Origin of the sequence: Microcoleus sp. T3_D1 (genome assembly GCF_036700405.1) — a bacterium.
Taxonomy (GTDB): Bacteria; Cyanobacteriota; Cyanobacteriia; order Cyanobacteriales; family Microcoleaceae; genus Microcoleus.
On the sequence record NZ_JAUBOV010000069.1, the window covers coordinates 1 to 23,956 of the forward strand.

Sequence of the window (23,956 nt, forward strand, 5' to 3'; positions counted from 1 at the left end):
AACGTCTTAAGTTTAACTCCAATTAGGTAACTTAATATTTTGTTACATAGATTGGTTTTTTCCCGCCTACCTACTTAATGGTTGATTGATAGGAAAAATCGCCAAGCCTATATTTCTCATCCTAACTCAGAAGTAGAATGTTTAGATAACCCCGTAACTTTAAGCGGTGAATCTATTTTACCCTGTTTTGTGTTAGACTTATCAATTATTTGGTAAATACCAAATGCTGGGCATATTCGCTTCGCCACCTGTAACATCGAGCCGGCGATCGCCTAATCCAGAATTATTGGCAAATGACCCCAACTATCAACCCCCCACTGATTTATTAGGCAATGCCTTAGATATCTATTTTTTAAGCAATGTTCTCGAAGAAAAACCCCGCAAAAGGAGGAAATAGCCAATGACCAGTAAAAAATCAACTGCTGGTGGGTCAGCAATGTCTCTCGGAGCACGCTTCCAAGCCCGAGTTAGTGCCTGGTACTGTGCTCGTATCCTTCTTCAAACTCCAGTTATTGGACAAGAATTTGACCTTCCTGCTACCTCAATAGCAGAGCGAATTTACTGTGAAACAAAAGATAGTATCGACGATCTCCGTGTTGAACTTACTGGTAACGGTAAAATTTATGGACAATGTAAAACCAGCATGAGCTTGTCTACGAAGACTAACAGTGAATGGGCATCTGTTTTAATTCAATTCTATAAAGAATTGGAAAAAACACCGGTTACAGGAGTAGAACGACGTTTTGTTCTCTTTTATGAAAACACTAATGGCAATCTAGAGAAATTAAGCAAATTTCTAAAAAGATATCGCCAACTGCCCACTGGAAGTCCCTTAATCGATGCAGCTTATAACACGGATGAAGAAAATATTAAGGACTTAGATAATTTACTACAAACTTTACATTCAGAGGATGCTAAAAAAAACAATCCTGAGCTTCAAAACTTAGTTAATAGCAAAGAAGTCCTCTTACGACATACTTATATCAAGCAACTTCGTCTGGGAGAGAACGAATCAGATTATTTTGGAGTTGTGGATGCACTTCAGTATGGTTTATTAACTAACTCCGCTCAAATACTTCAAGTGATACAGTCCCTTAAGACATTAGCTGATGATTTGCAGGCTGAACGAGGTTCACAAGACAGATTAGCACTGCGACAAAGGTTACAAGGTGAAGGAGTCACTCTACAAGACAGTCACGATTATCGTCTTGATTTCGAGCGCTTACAGGAATATTCGGCTACAGAATTAGAATATCAAGAAAGCCAGGGGAGAGCAAAACTGATTATTGGTGGAAAACAACTTCCAATTACTCGACCAGTAGTTGAGGTAATGCTTGAAGCAGCAAAGACACAATCATTTTTAGTTGTAGGAGGAGCGGGAACAGGTAAGACAGGCTGTTTGCTAACTCTAGCCAATCAACTCCGAGATTCTGGCGAACGAGTTTGGTATTGGGCGGCAGACTCTTTGCCATATCATTCTGCACCAGAAATACAAACTCCTCTAAAGTTACAACATTCTTGGATGGGATTGTTCGCTGAGGCAGCGTCAGGCGCAGGAGCTACTCTAATCGTAGATGGGCTTGATGGTTTGCGTGACACTCGTGCTATGAACGCATACCAAAAATTATTTTCACTAGCTCTTCACAGGGGTATAAAAGTAATTGCCTCTATTCGTTACTTTGACCTGCAACATTCCGGTACTCTACGAGAAAAATTCCCTGCTCTGCAAGAAACTCTATCCTTAGAGTTCCGCCATAAAGATTTAAATAAAGTAAATCATTTTTTTATTGCCGATTTAGATGACAATGAGTTAAGCGAAGTAATCAGTTATTTTCCAGAGATTCAAACCGTTTTAGATCAAATTCCTCAGCTTCGCGAAGTTATCCGCAATTTGTTTAGCCTCGATCTTTTATGTAAACTGATTGCAGAAGGTGAATCAGCAGTTCAACTTTCTGGGATTTCTACTCAAGCAGAACTATTCGAGCGTTATTGGATTCAACGAGTTGAATCACACGATCGTCGCGAGGAAATAACGGAAGCTTTAGAACTTCTCATTGAGCAAATGGTAAGTCAACAAACTCTACAAGTTGTTCCAAAGCAAAAATGGACAACGGACCTAAATGGAGATCTCTTTAGTACAGAGTTTATTCGTCACCCTCATTCACTACCTGGTCGTTTACCTGAATCAAAACGTATTGAATTTAATCATCACCTTCTTTTCGATTATCTGGCCGAACGACTTTTTGTGCGCTCGCGACACGAAAATTTAGCTAATGAACTCACTCGATCTGATACTTGGGGCTTATTTCTGCGACCAAGCCTCGTGCTATTTCATCGTTATACTTGGAACCAAGGAAGAGATTATTTTTGGGAGACGCTACTCGATTTGGAACGCAATTCAGTTTCAGTTCTTCAAAAACTACCTGGATATTTAGTAATAGCTGAAGAGGCTATCAGCCGTGATGATTTGCAACCCTTACTAGATGGTACTATTCGGAATGATCCGGATAACAAGCACTGGAAGCAGATAATACAGGGCGTTATTACTGCTGCCCAATATTCCTCTTTACCTAGACTCTTTAAATCAACATCAGGTGACTGGTGGATTGAGTTGGCTCGCGATCTTATCCAAACAGGTAATTCCCAATTAATCAACGTTAATCAACCAATTTTATTTTCTGCATCTAATGCTTTAGAAACTCTGTCCGAACCGGCTAAACTACTGCTCAATCAAGCAGCTAGTGCTCTCTTACAATTTTATTGGAGTCAAGGTGTTCCACCCAGCTCTTTTTTTAGACTTCCTATAGAGTGCATATGTCGAACTATCTCTTCCGATATTTCTGCCTCATCTAATATAATTCGTAAAATTATTAGTTATGATGAGCTTCAACGGGCGGGCTATATTCAAATTTATGAGATAGTGAGCCACATCGAAGATATTTGGAAAGCAGATCCGGTTTTAGCACGCGAGGTATATGATGCTGTTTTTGGTTATAATGAAACTAGCCAGTCTTCAACTGCTATGACTCCTAGTCAGATTTTTTCATTAACAAGCACTCGCCAACAAGACTATGACTTAGCCCGTCATATCCTTACTGAAAAATTCCCTCAATTTTTGTCCAACCACCCAACAGAGGCAACCCGTGCGCTCATCCGAATTATCAAACATTTTTACAATCGAAAAGAAAAGGAGGATCTTCAGCTTGCTAAACACCCTCTTGTAGCAAAAGCTCGTAAAAGGTTAGAAGAGCAAATTTTAATGGATGAAGATAGCTAACAATATAATGAGCAAGTTGAGATACAAGAAAATGCAACCGAAAGAAAATAACCTGCTAATTGAGACAATTACTCTGAAGGGTCATGAGGGACGCTTGCAAACCGATGGGAGCCATATTTGGGATGCAGAAAACAGCTTGTTGGTAGATGATGAAGTAAAAATGTTACGTTGTTGGTCAAAATATCTGACAGAGTTACCAAAAACCGACCAACCCGATGAAAAATGGCAGCCTATTTTGGATGTTGTTATTGCTGAAAATGCTCTAGCAGCAGTTTGGAGGAGGTTGTTAATTGCTGCTATTTCTGCTCCTGACTTTTACGCCCAGCGGATTTGGACGCTATTACTAAACCCAGAAATACTTCTGAGTTTAGAAACTCAAGAATTAGCCCAAAATTGTCTCGAAGCTTTTGCTTCCGAATTAACTGATGAAAAATTTTCCCAAATTGAATCGCTGCTATTAAAGAGAGCGCTTGATTGCCAAACAGAAAACGCCAATAACTATTTATTAGCAAAAATAGCTCGGATTTTGAGTAGCATCCCCGAAGAAAAGCGGAGTTCAGAAACCCAAGAATTTTTAAGCAAATATCTGGGGAATGAAAATTTATATAGTAGACCTACCTATCAGCTTGAATATACTCGTGTTGAGCAGCTACCAGTTGACTCATTCGGTAATCCAGAATATACCCCAAACGAGCAGCTACCAGTTGACTTATTTGGTAATCCTAATGTATTTTTGCAAGAACTAGAAGAGGCGAAAAATTTATATCAACGTGCTTGCGAGTCAACTCCCTTAAACAACCAAGCAGAATCAGATCTTTTTGAACAATTAAAAATAATTATAGAGACCCCTTCAGCCCCTCCATCTCCACAGAGTTTAGAAGACTTTGATCGCGATCCATCTGTCTGGCAAAAACCACCTATATTTGCCGTAGAGGGATTTTTATGCCTTGCGATTAAAACAGACTCGCTTCCGATTGAATGGAAAGACTTACTCCGCCGTCTCGCGGATGACCCAGATCCGCAAGTACGTTCCTGTCTGGGCGAACAAATTTGGCAATTTCTCAACAAGTGGCCAGAATTCGTCTGGGAAACCTTGGATCGTTGGTTAAACGAGCTTCCCAACCGTGCAGGAACTATTGGTGTACTCCGTAAGACTCTACATCCATCTTGGTATGGGTGGCTCCGCAACAGTGATGCTGCTCGTGCTGAACAATTTTTTAACAAACTTCTAACGGCTGCTCGCTTGTGTAATTCAGCGGAGCTTCGGAGTCATTGCGGTGCATTGTTAACTGCTTTGTGGTTTTTTGAAGGAGAAACATGGGCAAGTGAAGCTCTCAGAAATGCTCTTGACTCTATTACAGACAACGCTGACGAATTAAAGGGTGCTGAACGGAATGCAGTTCACGAACTTCTGCCGCGATCGCCAAAAGAACCTCCTATTCCAGTCGAACAACACCAACGAGTTCAGGATTTCCTTTTGCAACTGTTAGAGGCAGCTAACCAAGCACTTCGAGTCTACTATGCAGAGGTAACAAATAGAGCACCTTCTGATGGCTCAAACGAGCCAGCGCCCTGGGTTAAAAAGGTTTCTGACTTTTTTTATGATGTGGCAACTGAATTTGACTTTTCAGCCGAAGGACACGCTAAACAATGGACTAGCGCTCAAACAGATGATAAAGAAGCAAAAATAAGCGCATGGTGGCAGACTGTAGAGCCTATTCTTGAAGCCTTGCTTGCCATACCTCACCCAGGTATCGTGTTTAAATTAATCGAGGGATTGGAGCATTTTATAGACCTGGATCTTCAGCGTAGCCTTTATTGGATCAGAAAAGCAACATTAGCTAGCGCATCGGCAGGACTTGTCAACGAACGGTTGGCAGCAGATCGTACTATTGAAATACTTAGTAGAATTTTAGCCGACCACAAAAAGATTTTATTAGAGGGAAATGAGCTGCAATCGGACTTTATTCAAATACTAGAATCTTACTTGAACGTTGGGTGGCCAAAAGCCGTACAGCTAGCAGTCCAGATTGAGACTATTTTTAGATAAAATCTGAATTCAAATGCAATCTCTAAATATTGCAAATGTCTCCCGCCATAGTAAAAAAAGTAGGGTGAGTCAGATAATCAACCAGAAATTTCAACCCCTTACCGTTCAATCTGACGCACCCTATATAAAATGGGTTCACTTAGTAACAAAAACCCGGTGCTTCGCACGGCTACAACTCACGTACATAAGCTGATTGTGCGCTCGAATGCTGTCGCGGTACTCTTTGAGAAATTGAGTTTTTTGACTGGGACAAACCCGAGCGAGGTACAGCAATTTAGTAGCGACTTTCCTGCCGATATCACTGCTATCAATTCCCACCTCCGTGAAAGTAGAGCCTTGAGAATTATGTACAGTAATTGCCCAACAATTTCTCATATCTGCAAAGATTTCACAATGGTCGTACCATGCCTTCCATAAGCTCGGATTGCTTTTAGCATTTTGCAGCAACCTAGCATTGTCCTGTTGGAATCGGCAAGCGTCACTTTCGTGGAGGATGTAAACTTGGCGTTGGTCGCCTGCATCGGTTTTAACCTGGAGATTCCAGGCTTTATAGCCAGAGTACCTATCCTCTTGAAATTCGGCAATTTCCACTTCTGCTGATGTGGGCAGGATGACGGTTTTGCCGTCGGGAGCAATAACGGGAGCTTTAGCAATCAACCTCTCTCCAATAATAAATCTGGGAGCATTTTTTCCGTAGATTTTGGCTCTGATTTTGCTATTCCAGTAGGCGACGCGCTCGTTAGTGTAGCAGAGGATGCGAAAGCAATCAGGGTCTTGAGGGAAAGTAGAAGAGAACTTTTTTAAGGCGTATTTCAGCAGCGTTTTTTCTCTGACTAAGAAGGCTCCGTTTTTTTTATCAAAGCTGAATTTGGAGAAGGGTTTGAACGCCTCTTTGCTCTTGACAGCCGTGCGGCAAGCTGTTACGAATTCTAGCAGGGGGCTGCCCGCACCTTGCCGGACGACCTCTGTTAAAACGGCTTTTTCAGGCACGCTGAAGGATTGAGATTTTTTCTCTTCTATTTCGCCCTTATTAACAGGAGGCAATTGTGCGGGGTCGCCCATGACAATAAGCTGCCGATTGCTGCCGATGAGTAAAGCGCTAGCAATTCTTTCTTGAATAATATTCCACAGTTCTGCTGTAACCATACTGCACTCATCGAGAAAAATGGTGTCGTACAGGTGAAGGAAAGAAGGAGAAACTTGTTTGAGGATTTTATTTTGCCCCTGTTTGACTGGAGCTAACCCCAATAGCTGGTGGATGGTCATAAAGTCTACTCCTCTCAGTCCTTTTTCAGCAGCCATCCGTCGCAATACGCCTACAGCTTTATTGGTGGGAGCGGTGAAAGCGACTCTCTTTCCGGCGCTGACTAATTGTTCTGCTACCAGGTTGACAAGGGTTGATTTTCCCGTACCTGCATATCCAAATAGCCCGAATACCCGTTTAGAACTTGCTACAAATTGTTCGAGGAGTTGGAGGGCGTTGTTTTGTTGAGAAGTTAATTGAAAATTCGGTTTTACCAGTGTTTGAATCATAGGGTTGGTTTCTTCTACTATCTTTCAAACACTAATCAGCGGTAGCTGAAATTTACACAATAATTAATTCAGGACTTACGCAAGAACAACGTATTTCTGTCATTACGAGGGTCGCGAAGTAATCGCAAAGCCTTGTTACACCGTTACAATGCGTAAGTCCTATAATTGATGGAGACGATAATAATAACTCTAACAGGACTTACGCATAACCTCTATATGTAGGGTGAGCCATAAGCACCTTACCGCTACCAATAGTGTATTTAAACACTTGGGGCGTAAGTCTTGTATAATTTGTTCTGTTGATTTGACTGCTACTCAAATTTTCCATAGTTAGGACTTATGCACCCATCAAAAACTCTCCCAGTTATCAGTTGGATTGATAACTAGGAGAAATTGTGGAGAAGCGGAGTTATTAATCTAATGCAGGTACTTTGACTAATTCGACTTCAAAATAAGCTTGGCCCATCAATCTTGAGGCAAAACTGGCTGTTCTTGACTATCAAAAATAATCACAAATGTGCGATGTTTAACCAACCGTTGCAAAACCCGCAGATGCTCATCTGCATCGTTTCTCTTGCGGAATCGCGCCACAACAATACGCTGGCAATTAGGAAGTAAGCGAATTAAGCACCACGGGTGCAACTTCTCAAAATAGGTCATTTTAACCTCCTGATAACAGTAACAAATTGTGTTTGTGTTTGATTACCTGCCATTACCTTAATTGAAACAATATTGTCAAAGACAGGTCACGGTGATATTGACAATTGACTATATTTGTGCTGAAACCAGCTCAAATTATCTTTTGATGCTGAAAAGGCTTGATGTGTATAAAATCACAAACAATAGTGGCGCGTCTATTTGGAAATGAGGCATTAGAAATCTCCTCAGAAACTCGCAGGGAAGAAGGGGAGAAGGGGAGAGGGGGAGAAAGAGTTTCTTTGATCCATAACGGGTGCTGGGCCTCCGTGAAACGCTTTGAAGTTTATCAATTTGAGAAAACACGGGCAATTGTTCAATGCCCTAATTTCAAGCAGACGCGCCACTACTAATGCACGCTATTATCTTCAGCAAGCCGACATAGCAAGGTTGCCAGTGCCTCTGGAATTTCCTCAAAATGTTCCAGCAGAAAGTCCATTACTGCCAGATGACGCAAATCGACAGGAGTAGGAAATCTTCGATTTTTTCCCTTTTTAAACCAACCCCGCACTGTAGAATTAGAACGGGAACAAATAAAAGCGATTTCCTCGTAACTCACCGCCCACTTGCCATAAAACTGCTTCGGCGTCATTCCCAATTGGCATTGGCTGTAAGCTGCAATTAAATTGCGCTCTCTATCTGTCAAAGTCTGCGGCTTTTTCATCCTCAAACCCCTCCAAATCTTCCTCCCACGCCGTATCAAACTGACACCAAGCTGCGCTCTTGGAATTAGCAGCCAGCCAAATTATGTAGCACCACATCCAACAGTACCGGCGCGGTTCGCAGTTGTAAAATTTGCCAATAACTATCCCCCAATCAGCTTCTTCGCCAACACCCGTCCAGCGCACCATCTCCCCGCACTCAAAGCGCGGCCTGTGAATTTTGGCAAAATTAGCAGGCAATTCGATTGAAGGTGGCATCCCCTTCAAATCTCTTAGCAACAGCGCCGAAATCAAATCTCGACTTCCTTTTAAGATTGACATAAGTTCATAGCTGTGAATCGATTGCACCTGACTTTTTTTGACAGGTTTTCAGGCAAATTTCTTGATAAAGAAATTGCAGCGCGATATTCCCCTAAATCAATCAACTGAAATCAAGCTGTGTAAATTCCTTTCTCCGGCATAATTGCCCTGTTTTGAAGTTAAATGCTAAGCCGTGACCCGGGCAGGTTCCTAAATTAGGGTGCTTGGTATTTGGCAAAAGTTTATAACCTTTGTGGGGGCAAATATTACCAGGCAGCAAGGAGCAATTCGAGTAAGCTTCCTCCAAGCGTGGCAAGAAGTTGTAGTCTGCTGAAAGAATTGGTATATTGCGGTAGCACAAGCGCACCACTTGTTTTATTTCGATAACTTCACAAGCTAATTGAACTCGTGCTTGCCAATCTTCAGCAGTTTGCCCATCTGTGAAGAATAAGTTGATAAGTCGGTCATGCCAAAAGCGAAAGTCAAAGTGATAGTGGAGCGGTTCAAACTTGAGAATTTCTGCATCAGAGTGCGGTCGCTCAGGAAGTATAGGAATCCAGAAAGGGATGATTCCCCCTGGAAATCTTGATTCAAAACTGGGAGGACACCAGCTTTTAACGCATTGTACAAGCGCTCTTTCTCCAATGGCTACTACTTGATTCTGTGTTTTATTTTTGTTACGGAAATAGGCAGAGTTTTTGGCCATTAATTAGTGTTGCTAGGAATTGGCACTAATACCAATCTCTCTCATAGTTACAAGGAAAGATTGCGTTCGCTTAATGGTAATAATTCTGTTGTCAAAATTTTTTAGGGATGCGTTGCAAAAATCTTGGCAGTACAGAAATCGCTGTCCAATTACCTTTATTAGCAGCTTCGAGATATCGCCGGAGCAAATCTTCAGTTACTTGTTGGTCAAGCCAATGCCCCAATTCCACTAGCTCCTGTTTTTGTTGTTGATTGTGCCCTGCCAACAACTCAAACATCCCCAACTTCTGGAAAGTGGAAATGTCAAAGTTTGCCAGTTCTTCCTCAATCCTTTGCCGTTGCTGTTCAACTTCTTCTGGTGACAGAGTGGGCAGCGGCGGGTGCTGGATATTGAGAAATTTCTCTACTTCTGGGTAATCTCCGACGTACATCTTTCCTTCCAAGCGATCGCACACAATTGCATGGGTGGGAAATTCATCATCGGAACCGAGGTGGTATGGTTCCAGATCGAGGGCGAGAGCGGGATGTTCAGTAAGTGGCTCGTACACGGCATAGTAACTGAAAGTCCCTAACCCTCTACCATCAGTCCAAGTAGCTTTGCTGCCCATATAAAACATGGCGAAGTATCGGGAATCAGCAACGATACCCACCATTTCTGGCAGCATGGGCGGTAGTGGTACTGGCAGTAAATTCAAGTTGTGTCCGTTCATGGCGAGATAGCCTCCCTCTTTGAATTTTGTGTGGTTAATTGAAAGGGAGCCAGTTAACTGAAATAGAAGTCAATCCTAATTCTTAACAGCTAACTGGCTTTTTTGAGGGCGATCGCCCGTGATGAAGGCTTTCCTAGGTGAATGCGTTCGCTATTGTTAAGAATGGATGAAACTTAAATGAGCAGGTCACTCCCAATAGCGGCGATAGCCGCTCTTTGACCAGCCCGCTGGCTGAGTGCGAGCCTCTTCTCCGGCTGTGCTAACGACGTATTTACGTCATCCTAGGTGCTCGCGATCGATCAGAAACAAGATTTATTGTCGTGAGCGGTTGAAAAAAATCAGATCGAGCGATCCTCTTCTCCGGCTGCGCTAACGTCGTCAACCAAATGGAAGGTGTTTGAGAGCCTTCTTCACGCGCGCGTGACAGGGCTGCCGCTCTTTGACAAGGCCAAACCTGTCTTGTACTGATAAATTTGTCAGTTCAATCTTCTGACTATCAATGAATATCCCTAGATTTTTACAAGGGCTTTTCGCCCGAAAATAGCTTAATTATTTGAGCTTTTTTTTAGTGATATAGTAAGTAGTCGCTACCAACCAAAATTACCCTAAATATCTAACTTTTAAGGGGTAAATATTTGGCAGTTTGTGGGTGTAATGACAATCAGGATTCCGGTGTATTTACTGCTGGTGTCGCACTGATAAGTACCTTCGGCTTGTTGATTGGTGGAGTCATTTTTAATGATTTGGGCATTTCCTAGCATTTGCAGCAGTAAGTATATATCTATCTGCCCTTTGACTGGTTCCGTAAGATAGTTTTTATGGAGTTATGGGGATTACGTCAATTACAGCTCAAGAGTCAGGAAAGCTTATTCACACCTCACTCTTGAGCAGGCGGCTCAAACCAGTCAGGATTGTCGCGGATAGCAGTTGCCTTTGTTTTAGCTAAAATACATCCGGGAAGAAATGGGTAGCCATCGCGAGCCTTGCGTCCAAATATCGCCTGAATTCAAAGAAGACTTACGGGAGAGCCCTTCAACTGTTGAAACAATCTGGCGAACCAAAGTCGCGATAGCTTCACTTCAGAATCCCGAGTGCCTTGACAAGCTGTTCCGGCTGCACTTCTAAATAGCGCTGGAGGCTCGACAAATTTTTGTGACCTGATATCTCCATAATTACCCGCAGTGGCACCCCAGCATTGCTCAAATTCGTGAGTGCTGTCCGCCTCATCGAATGTGTGGAAGCTCCCTTAATTCTTACCCGTTTGCAAGCTTCTTTAAAAATCAAGTCTGCCTGAGAGCGTGTCAAAGGCTTCGTACCCTCTCGCCCCGGAAACAAAAAACCCGCATCTGGATTGTAAGCCAATAAAAACTTAGCCAACATAGGATGTAGCGGCAGCGTTCGCGTTGCTGACTTGCCCTTAGTTGTCGCTTTCCGCAGCGTCACCACACCGCCAACAATGTCCTGAGTTGTTAAAGCTAACGCCTCTGAAATACGACAGGCACAATAAAAGGTCACAGCAAACAAAAGCCTATCCCTTGCTGTAACAAAACCCCGGTCGAACAGCCTAGATATTTCGGCGGGCGTCAAAATCTTAGCACGCCCGTTGCCTTGAACCTTCACGGCGCAGCCCTCCAAAATGAAAGCTCCCTTATTATTGGACGAAAGAGTCCTTTCGTCAAGTCTGCCGAAAAGCTTTTATCGCTTGATGGGCAACTTGCGGGGCGCTGCGCCGAGGATGCCTCCGCCCGCGTCCTTTATTGCAGTTAGATTGGCTTTTATTGCTACTCAACTGACTTAAATTCTCAGGCAAATTGATAATTGGCAAGGTGGCGATCGCATCTATGAGGTCTAGGAAGGTAACAGGTTTAAGTGCCGCCATAACAGTACGCTCAAATAGAAGTGGCGCTTGTAATAATTTGATTATACTATTTTTTGATTCACTTTGCAAGTTGTTTTGCTAGTTTTGTTCCCCTTTAATAAAAAATTAGGATTTTATTGGAAAATCGCTTATTCAGGTCAAAAGAACTGCCCAAGCCTTACGAAGGCTTGGGCATTGTTATAAGTTTCGGAGGGTAAACGAGTACGCTGGTTGGTTGAGAAACTTTTCGTTCGCTGTTAGGACACTGAACGCGCACTTTCACCTAGTTCGGAAGTAGCAGATGCTAGAGTATTTGCAATCACCGCTTTGGGAGCAAGCTTGAGGATGATAGGCATCACAATTAGGGGAGAATTTTCCAGCCGATTTTTGATTTGAGCCTGCAACCATTCAATAGAGGAATCAGAGCCGTTAACTTTTTGCTTGAACCCCAGTTCTGGCGCAGCAGCTTTGATGGCGCTAGCAATTTTGCGAGCTTGCCTAAGTGAAATTATTGAAGTATTAACGGCAGGAACTGAGGTTGTGCTTGCGCCTGAATGTGCGGCAAAATCAATTGGTTTTGCTGGTTTGTTTGGTGTTTTTTTGCCTGTGGTCTGATGGCGAGTGTGATGGGATCTGGCTGGTTTCTCAATTTCAATTGTTGCTCCATTTACGGCACTGCCAATACCATCGGATGGTGTTGCGACTGTTGACACATTTACTTGGGTTCGATTGTCTGTGAGTTCTTCTTGGGCTGCTTCAGGTTTGTGCAGGAATACTGAGGCTAAGCAAAAGAGAGTGGTAAAAAGGAAAGGGGGAAATAGTACATCGTTGATAGTTTGGATAGTCATATTAACAGAAAACTCCCAATCAAAATTTTCGCGGTAAGCATTGCTAACCTTTTTTAGATTGCAACAGTTGACAACATGGTGCAGCATGGCTACACGGGCTGAAAAAACGGATAATTAACTTCAGCCTTTTGGATGATTAACTGAGGAGAAATACACCTCCTCTGATAATTAATTCAAAGGCTCCGACCTGCTGTACGAGGATCTAAGCGGTTTCAGGAAAGCGAAAAGTTGTGTTTTCTTTCTTTGCGATCGCCTCGCGCGTGACGGGCGCCAATGCGAAGGGGACAGTGGCGGGTGAGCGTTCAGTCGCCACAATTAGCACTCTCTGCGGAAAGTGGTTTCAGTAGCTCGCTTTGTTTGTAGGCCGGGTGCGGGAATTGTTAGTTCAGCTGTCTTCCACTCCGCGACGGTAGGCGCGGAGATAAAAGTTAATCAAAAATTAATCCGACATTACTGTCATTTCACCCATAACTTGGCACGCTAGATGGAACCATAAAATTGCACTAATAATGCCTGCAATGCTTAGAACTTCGTACCGCTGCTATAGAGGGAGCAAGCGCATAACTTACGTATACAAAAGCAGTAGCTTGCTGGAAGGATAAAGTGGCTACTGCTTTCGTTATGGGTGAAGTGACAATTACCGAATGAGCAACTTAAAAAGTATGTTGAGCAGCAGGCAACTCCTGAATAAATACTGAGCATCAATCGCGATCGCCATAAATAACTCATCCTGTCCCCCCTTCTGCAAGCTCTAAGCGGTGTGCGTAAGTGTTGACGAATTGCCCCGAAAACAGGGATTTCACCATTACCTGAGCCCCAGAAACAGCTCTAACGACATATTTCTGAACTTCACCGCAGAACCTCACCACCGAGCCAACTTTCAGCTCAGACGGTGCCATTTGGGGTACTTTTGCCTCATCAGTGGGAATAGCGTGATTTTCGGGTTCTATCGCCTGATATGAAGCTGCAACTCCCATCCCTTCTGTTGTTAACGTCTCTGCGGGTGCAGCTTCCACTCCAAACACTTGAGTAGTGTGAGCCCATTCCTCATCCAGAGGCGACACACCCTCTGATATCTTTATATTATTATCCGACCCTGTGCCAGCAGTTCCCACCTCATTATTTTGTTGAGGCAAATCCTGAGAAAACACACCCTCTGACATCCCTATATTATTATCCGACCCTGTGCCGACAGTTCCCACCTCATTATTTTGTTGAGGAAAACCAAGAGGCGGCACAACCTCAGATATCCCTATATTATTATCCGACCCTGTGCCACTAGAAACCCCTTCTAAACACTCTCGTGCACCTTCCGCCGACACTGCCTCTTTATCCCGCTGCTGCCAAACCTCAAAAATCGCCTCCCTGCCATCCTGGGGAAACTCAAACTGGTAAACTCTAATGCGTTTGGGCCTACCTAAAGCATCTCGTTCCTCAGACCTTTCTTGGCGAACCCGTCGCAAAGTAAAGCCCAGCTTACCCCTTAAAATATACTGCACCACTTCCATCGGCTTAGCCTTGGGATTGACGCTGATGCCCAAAAAGTCTTTCACATCAACAGAACATAGCTTAACCCGCTCAGCAAAAGCTATCACAAGCGCGTCAGTCCCTCGAAACTCTTTGTCCGGGTTTAAGAACTCCATCACTCCCAATTTATTAAGTGCTTCCACCCTAGCTGTAAATAAGCGCAAATCTTGGGGACAAACCTTACCTTTACCCCTTTCCTGATGTCCAGCCAAGTGATTTTTATCTCGCAATCTGACAAATTCAGGGTCATAACTTAGATAATAATGCAGGCTAATTTTTGGCAACCAGCCATCATCATCTCTGAGTTTTAGTTCGGGCGTAATAGGCACTCCATAAGTATCCCACAGTTGATATTTACGCTGCTTGTCTAGTTCTGCCTTCGTCTTAGCCCGCTTGTCCTTCAATTTCAGGTATTCAGACAGAGTAATGTTTTCAGCATTGGCCACCCCTGAAGCCTCAGCTACCTTATTCTCTTCCCTGATTACTTTTGCCTCATCGCTAAGACAATTAGCTACAGTTTCTAAGTTGTCTAACTCCTCTTCTAATTCTTGCGCTTGCTTAGTTAGCTGTTCCCATAAATCCCAGTCTTGGCAATTGTGAGCCGCCAATTGTTGCATTTGTATAACTTTAATCTCCCGATGTAATTGAGTCTCTCGACACAATGTTATCCGATGCCCTTCAGCCTTCAATCCCTCCCAAATAGCCTCTCTGTAGTTCCACATTCCAACGTTGATTCTAGCTGCCATTAAAGCCCAAGTCCGCAAGTGAATCGGGTCGTGGGCGAAATCTATGTCAAAATCAGCGTCATGCAACAGTTTGATATTGGTTTTAATGACTTTCTGCTGAGATTTGATTATTGCTCGATAACTAGCGCTGCCATTGCCAATTTTGCCCAGACCAAATTGTTTAGTCCAAACAAACCAAGGTACATTTTCATCCCTAACACGGGCTAGGGCTTGTAAAGCATCATTGACGGCTACTGCCCCTTGAAAGATGCCAAAAACTGCTGTAAAGTAACCTCGGATATCGATGCTGACACCAGTGCCAATTGTCGGGCTGGCGATGATGATGTCATAGTTTTGTATGAGTGTATTGAGTTGGTCAATGCAACCGTAAGCGGGATGATTGGGATCTGATACTGATTCGCTATCAATCCTGAGAATTCGCTGATGAGGAAAGCGTTTTTGCAGTTGTGTTTCTAGGTTGCGACAAGACCATTTTCCCGTGACTTTTTGTGAATCTTCTACAACCATAATGCGCGGGCGATGTAACTCTACAGGGTGATATTTACTAGGGTTTATAGAGCTACCTTCAGTAGCGTTTATATGGCAATATTTTGCAGAGTTTTCAAAACCATATTTTGCACAGCTTTTAGAGTCTGATTCAGCCAGATTTTTCAGACAATATTCAACACAGCTTTTAGAGTCACATTTAACACAGCTTTTAGAGTCACATTTAACACAGCTTTTAGAGTCACATTTAGCCGGGTTTTCAGGAGCACATTCACCAGGGTTTTTAGCACCACATTCAGCACGGCTTATAGGGCAACATTCAGCACGGCTTTCCAGGTCACAACAAGTGACTTCTTGAGAGAGAATTTTCTCCATTTGAACATACAGTGATGCCGGGTTAGAAGTGGCAAATAAAGTCACGTCTCGCCCTCGTTTGGGCAGCCACTCGTTGATAACAACCCAAGGCGAAATAGGGATGCCTGCTATCGCTATTAAGTAGTCAATGCTGTAATCCGATAAGTCGGCATCTTGGGCAACAACTAAGCCGCCACTTGTCAAAACGTTGTGGATAAGTTCTTGCAGAGTTTGCAAGATGGCGACTCGGTTTTCGCGGCAAGTTGAGCTGTTTAAGGCGTGCCAAATGACTTGTTCGCACTCATCGATGATGACGATCGCACCGAACCAGTCTTCAGGATTGAATTTAGCTTGAGATAGGGGGTGGAGGCTGTCTATGCACAAGCCGTATCCGAATAGTTTACCCTCGGCTGAGTCTCTGGTTTCGTCGATGTAGTTGATTCCTAAGCTGGCACAGATAGCCCTGCCTAGTTGAATCCTATGGGTAATTATCAGCACGCGGCGATCGCCTGTGTCAAGGGCTTGTGAGACTAAGTTAGTCAAGGCTTGGGTTTTGCCAGTGCCTTTGGGCGCTTTGATGCAGGCTAACCCGGACTCTGGATAGGGGAGTTTTCCCAAATAGCGAGAATTTAGCCTTAAAGACGCGGGATAGGTTAAAAGCCATGATTCCCTATCCTGCCAAAATTGGAAGCCTTGTGCTTCATTTTTGAGGGCGCTGAAGGCATCTTCGCCCTTCGATACCACGAAATCGTCAACGCCTTTTTCTGGCCCTGGCAGGTTGATGACTTTGACGGGGCAATTAGCGGCTGTGAACAGGCGACCGAGTTTGCCAATTTCCCGGTTGACGTTTTGGATGGTTTGGCGTTTGCTGTCGCGGTCAAAGCAGATGTAGATTTCACGTTCCTCTGTGGCGAAGTGTTGCAGTTCAGGGATGAGGTAGGGGTCGCATTTCTCCCCTTGAGGGGTTTTGGTTCTGACACCGCCGGTGACACCGGGGAGGGCGATGGCGGCGTAGCCCAGTGTGAGTAGGCATCCGGCTTTTTTTACGCCTTCGACGATGATGACGGGGATGTTGTTGTCCCACACCCATTGCCAGAACTGAGGCTGGTTCGGGGATGAGGTAGGGGTCGCAGAGGGGCTGCACGGGCTAGGGGCAGAGGAGAGATTTTCGTCTTTCCTCTCCCCCTCTCCCCCTCTCCCCTGCTCCCCTGCTCCCCTGCTCCCCCGCTCCAAGTCCTCTGGGTTTTTAGGGTTGATGGGGACACCGTAGCGGGCTGCGACTTTTGCCCAGATGTGGTCTGGAACTTGCAGGAAGAAGGCTCTGGTGGGGGTTTTGGGGGGGTGTTCGTATTTGACGGGTTTGATTTTGCCTTTGGGGTCAAAGGTATTTCGGGGCTGGTGGGGTTTGAAGCAGCCCCAATACATGGGCTGCCAGTTGTTGAGGGGGTCAAGGCCCGAACACCACCAACCACCGTGCTCGATGTGGCTGTAGTGTTTTCTGGCCCACCGCCATTGTGCGTCGGGGTGGACTCTGCCGGAGGCGGCGTTGATTTCGTACAGGAGGTACGGGTAGGGGGTGTCGCCTGAGAGGGTTTGGACGTTGAGGGCGATGAGGTCGGGGTCTACGCCTGAAGCCAGCCATTCGGACAGGGGGGAGATGGGTGATGTCATTGGACACCCCCGGTGTTGGTCAAATGGAAGGGCAGCCGGAAGCGGTTAGGCGGGGTTGAGGGGGCTTTTCGTAGGGGTAGGGGTGTTTCTCTGGTGTCAGCAAGGCTGCGGGCAATTCCCGTGCGTTTGGTTTGACGGCAATGCTTCCAGCACCTCAGATAAATTTCTCTCGTCACGTTTTATATCGGGCAGAATTTGAAATCAATCCTTAGCCTGTCTGACTGGGCTGCTGTGGTTAGTGACACTCCGTTAAACTACTCAAACTACTCAGGAGATTTTTAGGCGCTGAAAGCTATACAGGACAAAGGTTTCAAATTTACAACTTTTCCGAATACCCCCTAAACTTTTCCGAATACCCCCTAAACTTTTCCGAATACCCCCAAAGTGTTTAGGCGCTGAAACCATTGTCAGATAAGAGATTCAAGCAAATTTGCCAATTTTTTAGGTGTTTAGCGGTTTAAACACTCTGCTGCTCAAAAAGCTAAAAAGACCCCCTGAATTGGGAGTCTTTCCGCTGGATGCAAGATGCCTTTTGGTTGGCTAGTTACTCATTTAAGCCAAGGTGACGAATTATCTTGGTTTTCAGGCTGGGCTTGATGGTATGTGGATAGCAGCCGTTTTCAATCTGAGATAGCTGGGATGCTGAAATCCCCAGCTCTTTTGCCATTGTTCTCAGGCTTTCTCCCAGAGCTTTCCGAGCTTCTCTCACCCACTGACCAAAAGCTATGGGTTCGGTTAGGTTGGCTGCTGGCTGAGCTGACTTCTGCTTGTGGGCGGGTCTTTTGGGCGGTTGCGGTTGCTCTGGTTTTGGTTCTGGTTGTGGTGGGTGTTTGGGTAGAGCTTCTGGCTGGCGTAAAGTCCCGTTAAGCTGTAGCCAGGTTTCAAACCAGTGATTAGGCTTTTTAACTTTGCTGTTTGGATGCGCCCAGTCAGGGACATCGGACTCGTAGTCAAAGAGGTAGGGGTATTCAAAATTTCCCAGTGTTGTCAGCCCTCGATCAAAGCTGCGCTTTAAATTCGAGGCAGTAACTCCGTTTCTCTTGGCTGTCTCTATGTCGTTCTTATACCCGATTCGCGTCAGCAGTGTTTCTATTTGATACCGACCGCTTTTGTGCTGTTGCAGGGCAAATAGGGCAAAATAAGCCAGTCTGAGAGCCATTTTTTCCTGGTAATAATCTAGTTTTAGCGCCTCGCTGGTAATGTAGCCAAATTCCCGCAAGTATTCGTGACCTGCAAATTTGTCAAACCATTTGCCAGGGCGATAAGTGATTTCAATATCGATCAAGGTGTTTTTTTCTTGATGAAACACCTCGGTAATTTGAAAAATCTCCCAGAGATTGGAGTGTTCAATAGTAAATATTTTATTGCGTATCCGCCAAGCTTTAACGGAAACTTCTAATCGTTTTAGCAGATATCCATGATAGGCTAAGGCTCTTAGTTTTTCTTCTTTAGAAAGGTATCGGGCTGGCTGGCTATTGGCGTCTCGTTCGGCTTTTGGGATGTAGTGTTTCTTTTTGTTATTCTCACCAAAGTCAGCTAGGAGTTTAGATGCTGATACTGTAATTTGCTCTCTCCCGACTTCGGGCTTGCGGAAGGCAATCATTGCCAGTGCATAGTGCAGTTTGAGGGTTTCTTCTCCGAAGTTCTGGGCGATAATTTCCTTGGCTTGATAGGCAATTTCAGCAAAGTCTGTTAGGTCGAAACGATCGCGGATTTGCAATTCAACTCGACCTTTGGAAAAATCTTTGCGACCATTCAAACTGGTTTCGCTTATTTCCCAGAAATCCATACCAGTGACTCCAGCCGTATAGATTGTATCTGTGATTGCACTACTGGGGCATTCTTCGTAGAATTTTCTTTGGCATAGCCGGGGTTCTGTAGATGACTTATGTGACCGTTGCGATTGCTTTGGCTCCGCGTAGGAGCTGTTGCTAAGGTTATTAGAGTCTATATTAACCTCAAGGTTTTGATTATCGCAGATTTTCTTGCCAGACATGGGGGTGATCTGTCTCCACCTGTTATGGTCGGTCCATCGTGCTTGTCAGGTTGATGGGTTTGCTAATTACAAAGTTTTCTCGCATTACGAAGTAAATCGCTCTTCTGTGGGGCCGTTGCGATCGCTCACCCAGTAGCGGCGGTGGCAGGGCTGGGGGTAAATGTCAGCGATCGCTATCAACTCTCCTCCGTCTTCGCGGTTTCTGAGTTCTTTTGCTTTTGCCAGTCTTTGATTGCCCTAATGACTACGTAAGCAGCGCCGTTGGCGGCAATTGGCGTACCGGTGATCAGTCCGTAGCCTTTGGGGTAGCAGCGGTATTGAGTGCCATCGGCTTTGTCTACCGTCCAGCCGTTGGTTACGGCTTCTTTCATTTGGGCGGGAGTCAGTGGCTTTTGCTGCCAGCCCGTGCCTTGAGGGACTTTCCTGCCGTCGAGCAGGCAGAGTTGCCAGTCTTGAGGAATCCGCGACAAGCCCTGGTACAGGCGGGTGCTTAGGTCGTTGTAGTGCATTTTGGCTCCTATTCCAAAGGGTAGAGGAAGCCGAATGTTGGAGCTGCAAATGTCTTAAATACTAGAAATTCTAAGACATACCTATTGATTCAGTGCTTCTAATGGTTTAATATGGAAAAACCATCAAGGCAGCTTCAACAAGTCGGCCAGAGATGTACCACCATCAAAAGCTGGCTCTAACAAGTCGGCCAGAGATGTACCATCATCAAGAGTCGGCTCCAACAATTCGGCCGATAGATGTGATGTACCGCCATCAAGAGTCGGTTAAGTCCGGCCGATGGAAGTACAGTCAAGAGTCTGCCCGATCTGGCAGTTAACTCTAAGTCAGATGACAACTTCAGTAGGTCCGGTGGCTATCGCTGTCAAACAGCCGTCGGTGTTTAATGTCTGGGAAGAGTCCAGTTCAGAAAAAAATCAGAATGGGGATTCTAAGGTTGTTTTTCTGTACAACTGTATCTCTTCCACTGGTAGAATAGCCTCACTTGCGATTCCGACTAGGATTAGGGTGAGGCAAAATTTTTAGAGGGTCTGATAAAAGTATTTATCATTTAACTAGCATATAGCCGAGTATAACTTTGATCAAGTAAAGAATTGTTACGTTTTGGGTCAAAGTATTAGTGGCTATCATTATCCCGTCTAAGGCTAGCGATTGGAGCTTAGATTAAGTTAGGCGAATCATACTATTGACTGTAAAACGAGTTATTCTGGTATAATACAGGCGATACAATTATGCCTGCGGCAACTCCTTAGCTATTAGAAAACAGGAATGTCAACGAAAGTAGAGGAAAATTTAGCGCTCGATAGTGGAATCCAGAAACGTCTCGGTCAGTTAATAGAGGCGTTGGTGGAGGATGAGCGCGTTGGTAGTTCTAGGGAACTAGGAAGGATTACAGGAGTTTCATTCAACACGCTGGTGAACTGGAGCGAGGGCAAAGCCGATCCCAGATTGCAAAAGTTAGTCCAGTTTGCCTATGCGATCGGTTGGTCTATGACAGAGTTGATGCAATATGCGGAAGGGGATGAAGATCCCTATGAGGCGATCGCTCGTAAAAAAAAAGCACGACAGCAGAAGTATCGGAAAGTATCTTAACAAGAGAAAAATATCCATTTATTCAATATTTCAATGCCACGCTAACTGCCGAACAAATTCAGAAGCGCGACTTATTTTTACAGCGTATTAAAGCTGATTTATTACCGGATATAACATCCCGCAAAAGGCTTTATGTCTTGTTAATAGACAGCATGGCAGTTAAGGGTATTTCAGAATTAGATATCTTTGAAAAACTTTCCATTTCAGAGAAATTACTGTCGAAGATTCGGAATCTCAACATGGAATTTCAGTTCGGTCGTTCCTACTTAGAACAGTTAGCGCCCTATCTTTTTCAAGTGGAGGATTGGGAAGAGTTAAGACCTGTTTTTAAGGTGCCATACATCTCTTATCAGGGGTGGGTTGATAATCTGATTGAAGACTTACAAGTGGCTGAACCCCTATCTATAGCTATAGCTTCAATGAAATAGTTCCTAAAAAATGACCGATAAATTTGAGATAGGAAAGTAAGAACTGAGGTCAAACTTAGAGTAAAATAACCAAGTTTCTACTCTAGCAAGGCAGAAATAACTTACCAGCTAGAACAGAAGGAACCTGTGTAGGTGTAAACTGGATTGAATCAGGTTATCGAATCTCAGCAATATCAATGGTAATAATGCCCCATCTTTACGCGAGAAGCGTCATCCTCTCAGACAACGAACGGAGGCTACTCCAAAAAATCGCGCGCTCCTCGACCAACCCCTACGGATTGGTCAGACGCGCTCAACTGGTATTGGCAGCCGATTCGGGAGCTAACAATACCCGAATTAGTCAGCAGTTGCAGTTAGATCGAGGCCAAGTACGGCTTGGGTTAAAATAATGAAGCTATCCGATATTTCAATGAGTGAGGAGAACGAACTTCCTCCAAGCATGGGTAGGGTCAAAGACTACCTCATTTCATTGGAACGTGAGCCTTTGTTTTTACAAGGTGACACTTATACACTTTTAAAACAGTTCCCTCCTAATTGCATTGATTGTGTAATAACATCTCCGCCTTATTGGGGGCATAGAGTTTACATTAATGGGGGAATAGGGCTTGAAGATAAGTGGCAAGAGTACGTTAATAAATTGCTGGAAATATTTGGTGAAGTAAAGCGCATTATTAAGCCAACAGGTTCTTTTTGGCTAAATATTGGAGATGCTTACCAGCAGAAATCAATGGTAGGTCTCCCTTGGCGAGTTGCACTTGCAATGATAGATCAACAGAATTGGACTCTCCGCAATAGTGTGATTTGGAATAAAGTAAAAGGGAACCCTGACAATGCAAAAGACAAACTCCGAAATATTTACGAACACGTTTTTCATTTTGTCAAAGCAGATAGATATTTTTATGATGTTGATGCAATTCGTTCAAAACCAGGACAAGCCAAAGTTGTCAATGGTTCTGTAGTCTCTGCAACGGGCGTTTCTGGTGTGCGCTACCGCCGACAAATTGAATTGTCCACAGCACTTAGCGATTCAGAACGTATAAATGCTCTGAAAGCTCTTGAGTTCGTCTTGGAAGAAGTACGCGCCGGTAAATTATCTGACTTTCGTATGATTATTCGCGGTCAGCAACGAACAACACACTCTGACTCAGCAAAAGTTTCTGGGCGAGCGCGCGAACTTGCTGAACGCGGTTTTTATTTTCTTAAATATCACCCAAATGGCAGTAAACCCAGTGACGTTTGGGATATCTTGCCAGAGGATACCCAGAAGCGTACTCTTCACTTTTCACCCTATCCTGAAGACTTATGTAAAATTCCCATTCTGGCTACCTGTCCGCAAGCTGGTATTGTTCTCGACCCGTTTGCAGGCACAGGTACAACAAATCAGGTTGCAGTTCAACTAGGACGCAGATCGATTGGAATTGATATCTCAGGTGAATATCTCACTGTTGCTCGTGAAAGGTGTAGTCTGCTCCTATGACCAAAGTTATCGAATTGTACGGACATCCTACGAGTCCATCACTTGACTGGAGCGACATTGCTTCTGGTCAACACTGTCCTTTTCTATCTCGTAAATGTCTTAAGAATCGAAAAAGCGAACCAGATATTACCATTGGCACTTGCACTGTTTCTTATGGTAAAGGAGCCCGAAATATTATTATTTGTCCATTTCGGCTTCTTGAGCGCAGCCAAATTTTTATTGATTGCCTTCATTTGCTAACACTTCACCAGCCTGGTAACGAACTTCGAGTCATTCCCGAAATTGCCGTACCTGGAGGCAGTATTGACTACTGCCTCGCTTCTGTACGTTCAGGAAAAGTCATCGATTTTACTGGCATTGAACTGCAAACCCTTGATACTACTGGCACGGTGTGGCCTGAACGGCAGCGCTTTCTCCGACAGCAAGGCATCACAGTGAGAGATGTAGATGCCACATCGAAAAAAGGGTTTGGTATGAACTGGAAGATGACTGCCAAAACAACCTTGATGCAACTCCACCACAAAATTCATACATTTGAGCATCTCAGCAAGCATCTTGTCCTTGTAGTTCAAGATTGCCTGATTGATTATATGCAACGTGAATTTTCTTTTGAACATATTCAAGAGGCACGTCTTGGAGATCCCATGCAGTTTCACTCTTACGAACTGTTAGCAGAAACTGGAAGCTATCGCATCCAACTTAATAAGCGTTGGAGTACGGATGCCAATGGAATTGCACAGTGTCTAGGTCTACAAACCAGTCCAAGAGTAGAGCTTGAGGCAATGTTAAGGCAGATAGAAAATAAGTTACCGCAAAGCACTTTGTTGTCTGTAGGGCTACCATTACCAGTTTCTACACATGAAGAGGTTACCGATGACAGCTAACGTTCTCGATCGACACTTCGGACAGTTTTAGAGTGTCAACCATAGAATGCGGGTTTGAGCCCGATCTCAAAGCAAAACTACCAACAAAAAATCAAGGATTTCAGGCTTTGAGCTAAAAACTGTCCGGACTATTGCTTGATACGAAGTTG

The 23,956-nt window shown here is 44.3% G+C and carries 20 protein-coding genes; 8 read left to right on the top strand and 12 right to left on the bottom strand.

What is annotated here, in order from left to right; all coding sequences use genetic code 11:
• Positions 1 to 223: 223 nt before the first annotated feature.
• The 3 genes from QT992_RS24910 to QT992_RS24920 are packed head-to-tail and all read left to right on the top strand — an operon-like array spanning position 224 to position 5,327.
• Positions 224 to 397 (top strand): hypothetical protein, encoded by a 174-nt coding sequence (locus QT992_RS24910; RefSeq protein ID WP_325314618.1) that lies wholly within the window; start codon positions 224 to 226, stop codon positions 395 to 397.
• 3 nt (positions 398 to 400) lie between these two features.
• Complete coding sequence (locus QT992_RS24915) at positions 401 to 3,277, top strand: hypothetical protein (RefSeq protein WP_333377934.1); 2,877 nt, start codon at positions 401 to 403, stop codon at positions 3,275 to 3,277.
• A gap of 31 nt (positions 3,278 to 3,308) precedes the next feature.
• Positions 3,309 to 5,327 (top strand): hypothetical protein, encoded by a 2,019-nt coding sequence (locus tag QT992_RS24920; protein WP_333377937.1) that lies wholly within the window; start codon positions 3,309 to 3,311, stop codon positions 5,325 to 5,327.
• A gap of 135 nt (positions 5,328 to 5,462) precedes the next feature.
• On the opposite strand, the gene QT992_RS24925 is transcribed toward QT992_RS24920, so the two are convergent.
• The 12 genes from QT992_RS24925 to QT992_RS24980 all read right to left on the bottom strand — a co-directional run bounded on the left by QT992_RS24925 (position 5,463) and on the right by QT992_RS24980 (position 19,928).
• Positions 5,463 to 6,860: an AAA family ATPase gene (locus QT992_RS24925; protein ID WP_333377939.1), complete on the bottom strand. Its 1,398-nt coding sequence runs from the start codon at positions 6,858 to 6,860 to the stop codon at positions 5,463 to 5,465.
• Between the two features lie 465 nt (positions 6,861 to 7,325).
• Positions 7,326 to 7,520: a hypothetical protein gene (locus tag QT992_RS24930; RefSeq protein WP_015211718.1), complete on the bottom strand. Its 195-nt coding sequence runs from the start codon at positions 7,518 to 7,520 to the stop codon at positions 7,326 to 7,328.
• A 385-nt stretch (positions 7,521 to 7,905) separates the two neighbouring features.
• The gene (locus tag QT992_RS24935; protein WP_333291571.1) at positions 7,906 to 8,220 is read right to left on the bottom strand and encodes a helix-turn-helix domain-containing protein; all 315 of its coding nucleotides are present in this window, start codon (positions 8,218 to 8,220) and stop codon (positions 7,906 to 7,908) included.
• Positions 8,192 to 8,539, bottom strand: coding sequence for a hypothetical protein (locus QT992_RS24940; RefSeq protein ID WP_333204742.1), 348 nt, complete (start codon positions 8,537 to 8,539; stop codon positions 8,192 to 8,194). The genes QT992_RS24935 and QT992_RS24940 overlap by 29 nt, the downstream gene beginning before the upstream one ends.
• A gap of 100 nt (positions 8,540 to 8,639) precedes the next feature.
• The gene (locus tag QT992_RS24945) at positions 8,640 to 9,224 is read right to left on the bottom strand and encodes a hypothetical protein (protein ID WP_333377944.1); all 585 of its coding nucleotides are present in this window, start codon (positions 9,222 to 9,224) and stop codon (positions 8,640 to 8,642) included.
• A gap of 91 nt (positions 9,225 to 9,315) precedes the next feature.
• Positions 9,316 to 9,933 carry a hypothetical protein gene (locus tag QT992_RS24950; protein ID WP_333377947.1) on the bottom strand — a complete coding sequence of 206 codons (618 nt, stop codon included), beginning with the start codon at positions 9,931 to 9,933 and terminating at the stop codon, positions 9,316 to 9,318.
• A gap of 1,074 nt (positions 9,934 to 11,007) precedes the next feature.
• The gene (locus tag QT992_RS24955) at positions 11,008 to 11,553 is read right to left on the bottom strand and encodes a tyrosine-type recombinase/integrase (protein ID WP_015211723.1); all 546 of its coding nucleotides are present in this window, start codon (positions 11,551 to 11,553) and stop codon (positions 11,008 to 11,010) included.
• A 55-nt stretch (positions 11,554 to 11,608) separates the two neighbouring features.
• Positions 11,609 to 11,812 carry a hypothetical protein gene (locus QT992_RS24960; RefSeq protein WP_333162547.1) on the bottom strand — a complete coding sequence of 68 codons (204 nt, stop codon included), beginning with the start codon at positions 11,810 to 11,812 and terminating at the stop codon, positions 11,609 to 11,611.
• A gap of 236 nt (positions 11,813 to 12,048) precedes the next feature.
• Entirely contained in the window at positions 12,049 to 12,639 is a 591-nt protein-coding gene (locus QT992_RS24965; protein ID WP_333150574.1) for a hypothetical protein, read from the bottom strand.
• Between the two features lie 725 nt (positions 12,640 to 13,364).
• A complete protein-coding gene (locus QT992_RS24970) occupies positions 13,365 to 17,423 on the bottom strand; it encodes a plasmid replication protein, CyRepA1 family (protein WP_333377949.1) in 4,059 nt (1,352 codons plus the stop codon).
• A gap of 544 nt (positions 17,424 to 17,967) precedes the next feature.
• Positions 17,968 to 19,212 carry a helix-turn-helix transcriptional regulator gene (locus QT992_RS24975; protein ID WP_333377951.1) on the bottom strand — a complete coding sequence of 415 codons (1,245 nt, stop codon included), beginning with the start codon at positions 19,210 to 19,212 and terminating at the stop codon, positions 17,968 to 17,970.
• 383 nt (positions 19,213 to 19,595) lie between these two features.
• Positions 19,596 to 19,928 carry a DNA primase gene (locus tag QT992_RS24980; RefSeq protein WP_333377954.1) on the bottom strand — a complete coding sequence of 111 codons (333 nt, stop codon included), beginning with the start codon at positions 19,926 to 19,928 and terminating at the stop codon, positions 19,596 to 19,598.
• 766 nt (positions 19,929 to 20,694) lie between these two features.
• Between QT992_RS24980 and QT992_RS24985 the strand changes: the two genes are divergently transcribed.
• The 5 genes from QT992_RS24985 (at position 20,695) to QT992_RS25005 (ending at position 23,807) form a co-directional block, all read left to right on the top strand.
• Positions 20,695 to 21,018: a transcriptional regulator gene (locus tag QT992_RS24985; RefSeq protein WP_333046225.1), complete on the top strand. Its 324-nt coding sequence runs from the start codon at positions 20,695 to 20,697 to the stop codon at positions 21,016 to 21,018.
• Between the two features lie 152 nt (positions 21,019 to 21,170).
• Complete coding sequence (locus tag QT992_RS24990) at positions 21,171 to 21,446, top strand: lipase (RefSeq protein ID WP_333046224.1); 276 nt, start codon at positions 21,171 to 21,173, stop codon at positions 21,444 to 21,446.
• 176 nt (positions 21,447 to 21,622) lie between these two features.
• Positions 21,623 to 21,835, top strand: coding sequence for a hypothetical protein (locus tag QT992_RS24995; RefSeq protein WP_333377958.1), 213 nt, complete (start codon positions 21,623 to 21,625; stop codon positions 21,833 to 21,835).
• On the top strand, positions 21,835 to 22,923 hold the full coding sequence (locus QT992_RS25000) for a site-specific DNA-methyltransferase (protein ID WP_333377961.1): 1,089 nt from the start codon (positions 21,835 to 21,837) through the stop codon (positions 22,921 to 22,923). The genes QT992_RS24995 and QT992_RS25000 overlap by 1 nt, the downstream gene beginning before the upstream one ends.
• Positions 22,920 to 23,807, top strand: a complete 888-nt coding sequence (locus QT992_RS25005) for a hypothetical protein (protein WP_333377965.1) — start codon at positions 22,920 to 22,922, stop codon at positions 23,805 to 23,807. The genes QT992_RS25000 and QT992_RS25005 overlap by 4 nt, the downstream gene beginning before the upstream one ends.
• The last annotated feature ends 149 nt before the right edge of the window (positions 23,808 to 23,956 follow it).

Excerpts from the sequence above, each read along its gene's own strand:
- QT992_RS24965 (WP_333150574.1), bottom strand. The coding sequence starts at position 12,639 with ATGACTATCCAAACTATCAACGATGTACTATTTCCCCCTTTCCTTTTT.
- QT992_RS24910 (WP_325314618.1), top strand. The coding sequence starts at position 224 with ATGCTGGGCATATTCGCTTCGCCACCTGTAACATCGAGCCGGCGATCG.
- QT992_RS24925 (WP_333377939.1), bottom strand. The coding sequence starts at position 6,860 with ATGATTCAAACACTGGTAAAACCGAATTTTCAATTAACTTCTCAACAA.
- QT992_RS24930 (WP_015211718.1), bottom strand. The coding sequence starts at position 7,520 with ATGACCTATTTTGAGAAGTTGCACCCGTGGTGCTTAATTCGCTTACTT.
- QT992_RS24980 (WP_333377954.1), bottom strand. The coding sequence starts at position 19,928 with ATGCACTACAACGACCTAAGCACCCGCCTGTACCAGGGCTTGTCGCGG.
- QT992_RS25005 (WP_333377965.1), top strand. The coding sequence starts at position 22,920 with ATGACCAAAGTTATCGAATTGTACGGACATCCTACGAGTCCATCACTT.
- QT992_RS24940 (WP_333204742.1), bottom strand. The coding sequence starts at position 8,539 with ATGTCAATCTTAAAAGGAAGTCGAGATTTGATTTCGGCGCTGTTGCTA.
- QT992_RS24990 (WP_333046224.1), top strand. The coding sequence starts at position 21,171 with ATGGCAGTTAAGGGTATTTCAGAATTAGATATCTTTGAAAAACTTTCC.
- QT992_RS24945 (WP_333377944.1), bottom strand. The coding sequence starts at position 9,224 with ATGGCCAAAAACTCTGCCTATTTCCGTAACAAAAATAAAACACAGAAT.
- QT992_RS24970 (WP_333377949.1), bottom strand. The coding sequence starts at position 17,423 with ATGACATCACCCATCTCCCCCCTGTCCGAATGGCTGGCTTCAGGCGTA.
- QT992_RS24950 (WP_333377947.1), bottom strand. The coding sequence starts at position 9,933 with ATGAACGGACACAACTTGAATTTACTGCCAGTACCACTACCGCCCATG.
- QT992_RS25000 (WP_333377961.1), top strand. The coding sequence starts at position 21,835 with ATGAAGCTATCCGATATTTCAATGAGTGAGGAGAACGAACTTCCTCCA.
- QT992_RS24960 (WP_333162547.1), bottom strand. The coding sequence starts at position 11,812 with ATGGCGGCACTTAAACCTGTTACCTTCCTAGACCTCATAGATGCGATC.
- QT992_RS24920 (WP_333377937.1), top strand. The coding sequence starts at position 3,309 with ATGCAACCGAAAGAAAATAACCTGCTAATTGAGACAATTACTCTGAAG.
- QT992_RS24975 (WP_333377951.1), bottom strand. The coding sequence starts at position 19,212 with ATGGATTTCTGGGAAATAAGCGAAACCAGTTTGAATGGTCGCAAAGAT.
- QT992_RS24915 (WP_333377934.1), top strand. The coding sequence starts at position 401 with ATGACCAGTAAAAAATCAACTGCTGGTGGGTCAGCAATGTCTCTCGGA.
- QT992_RS24995 (WP_333377958.1), top strand. The coding sequence starts at position 21,623 with ATGGTAATAATGCCCCATCTTTACGCGAGAAGCGTCATCCTCTCAGAC.
- QT992_RS24985 (WP_333046225.1), top strand. The coding sequence starts at position 20,695 with ATGTCAACGAAAGTAGAGGAAAATTTAGCGCTCGATAGTGGAATCCAG.
- QT992_RS24935 (WP_333291571.1), bottom strand. The coding sequence starts at position 8,220 with ATGAAAAAGCCGCAGACTTTGACAGATAGAGAGCGCAATTTAATTGCA.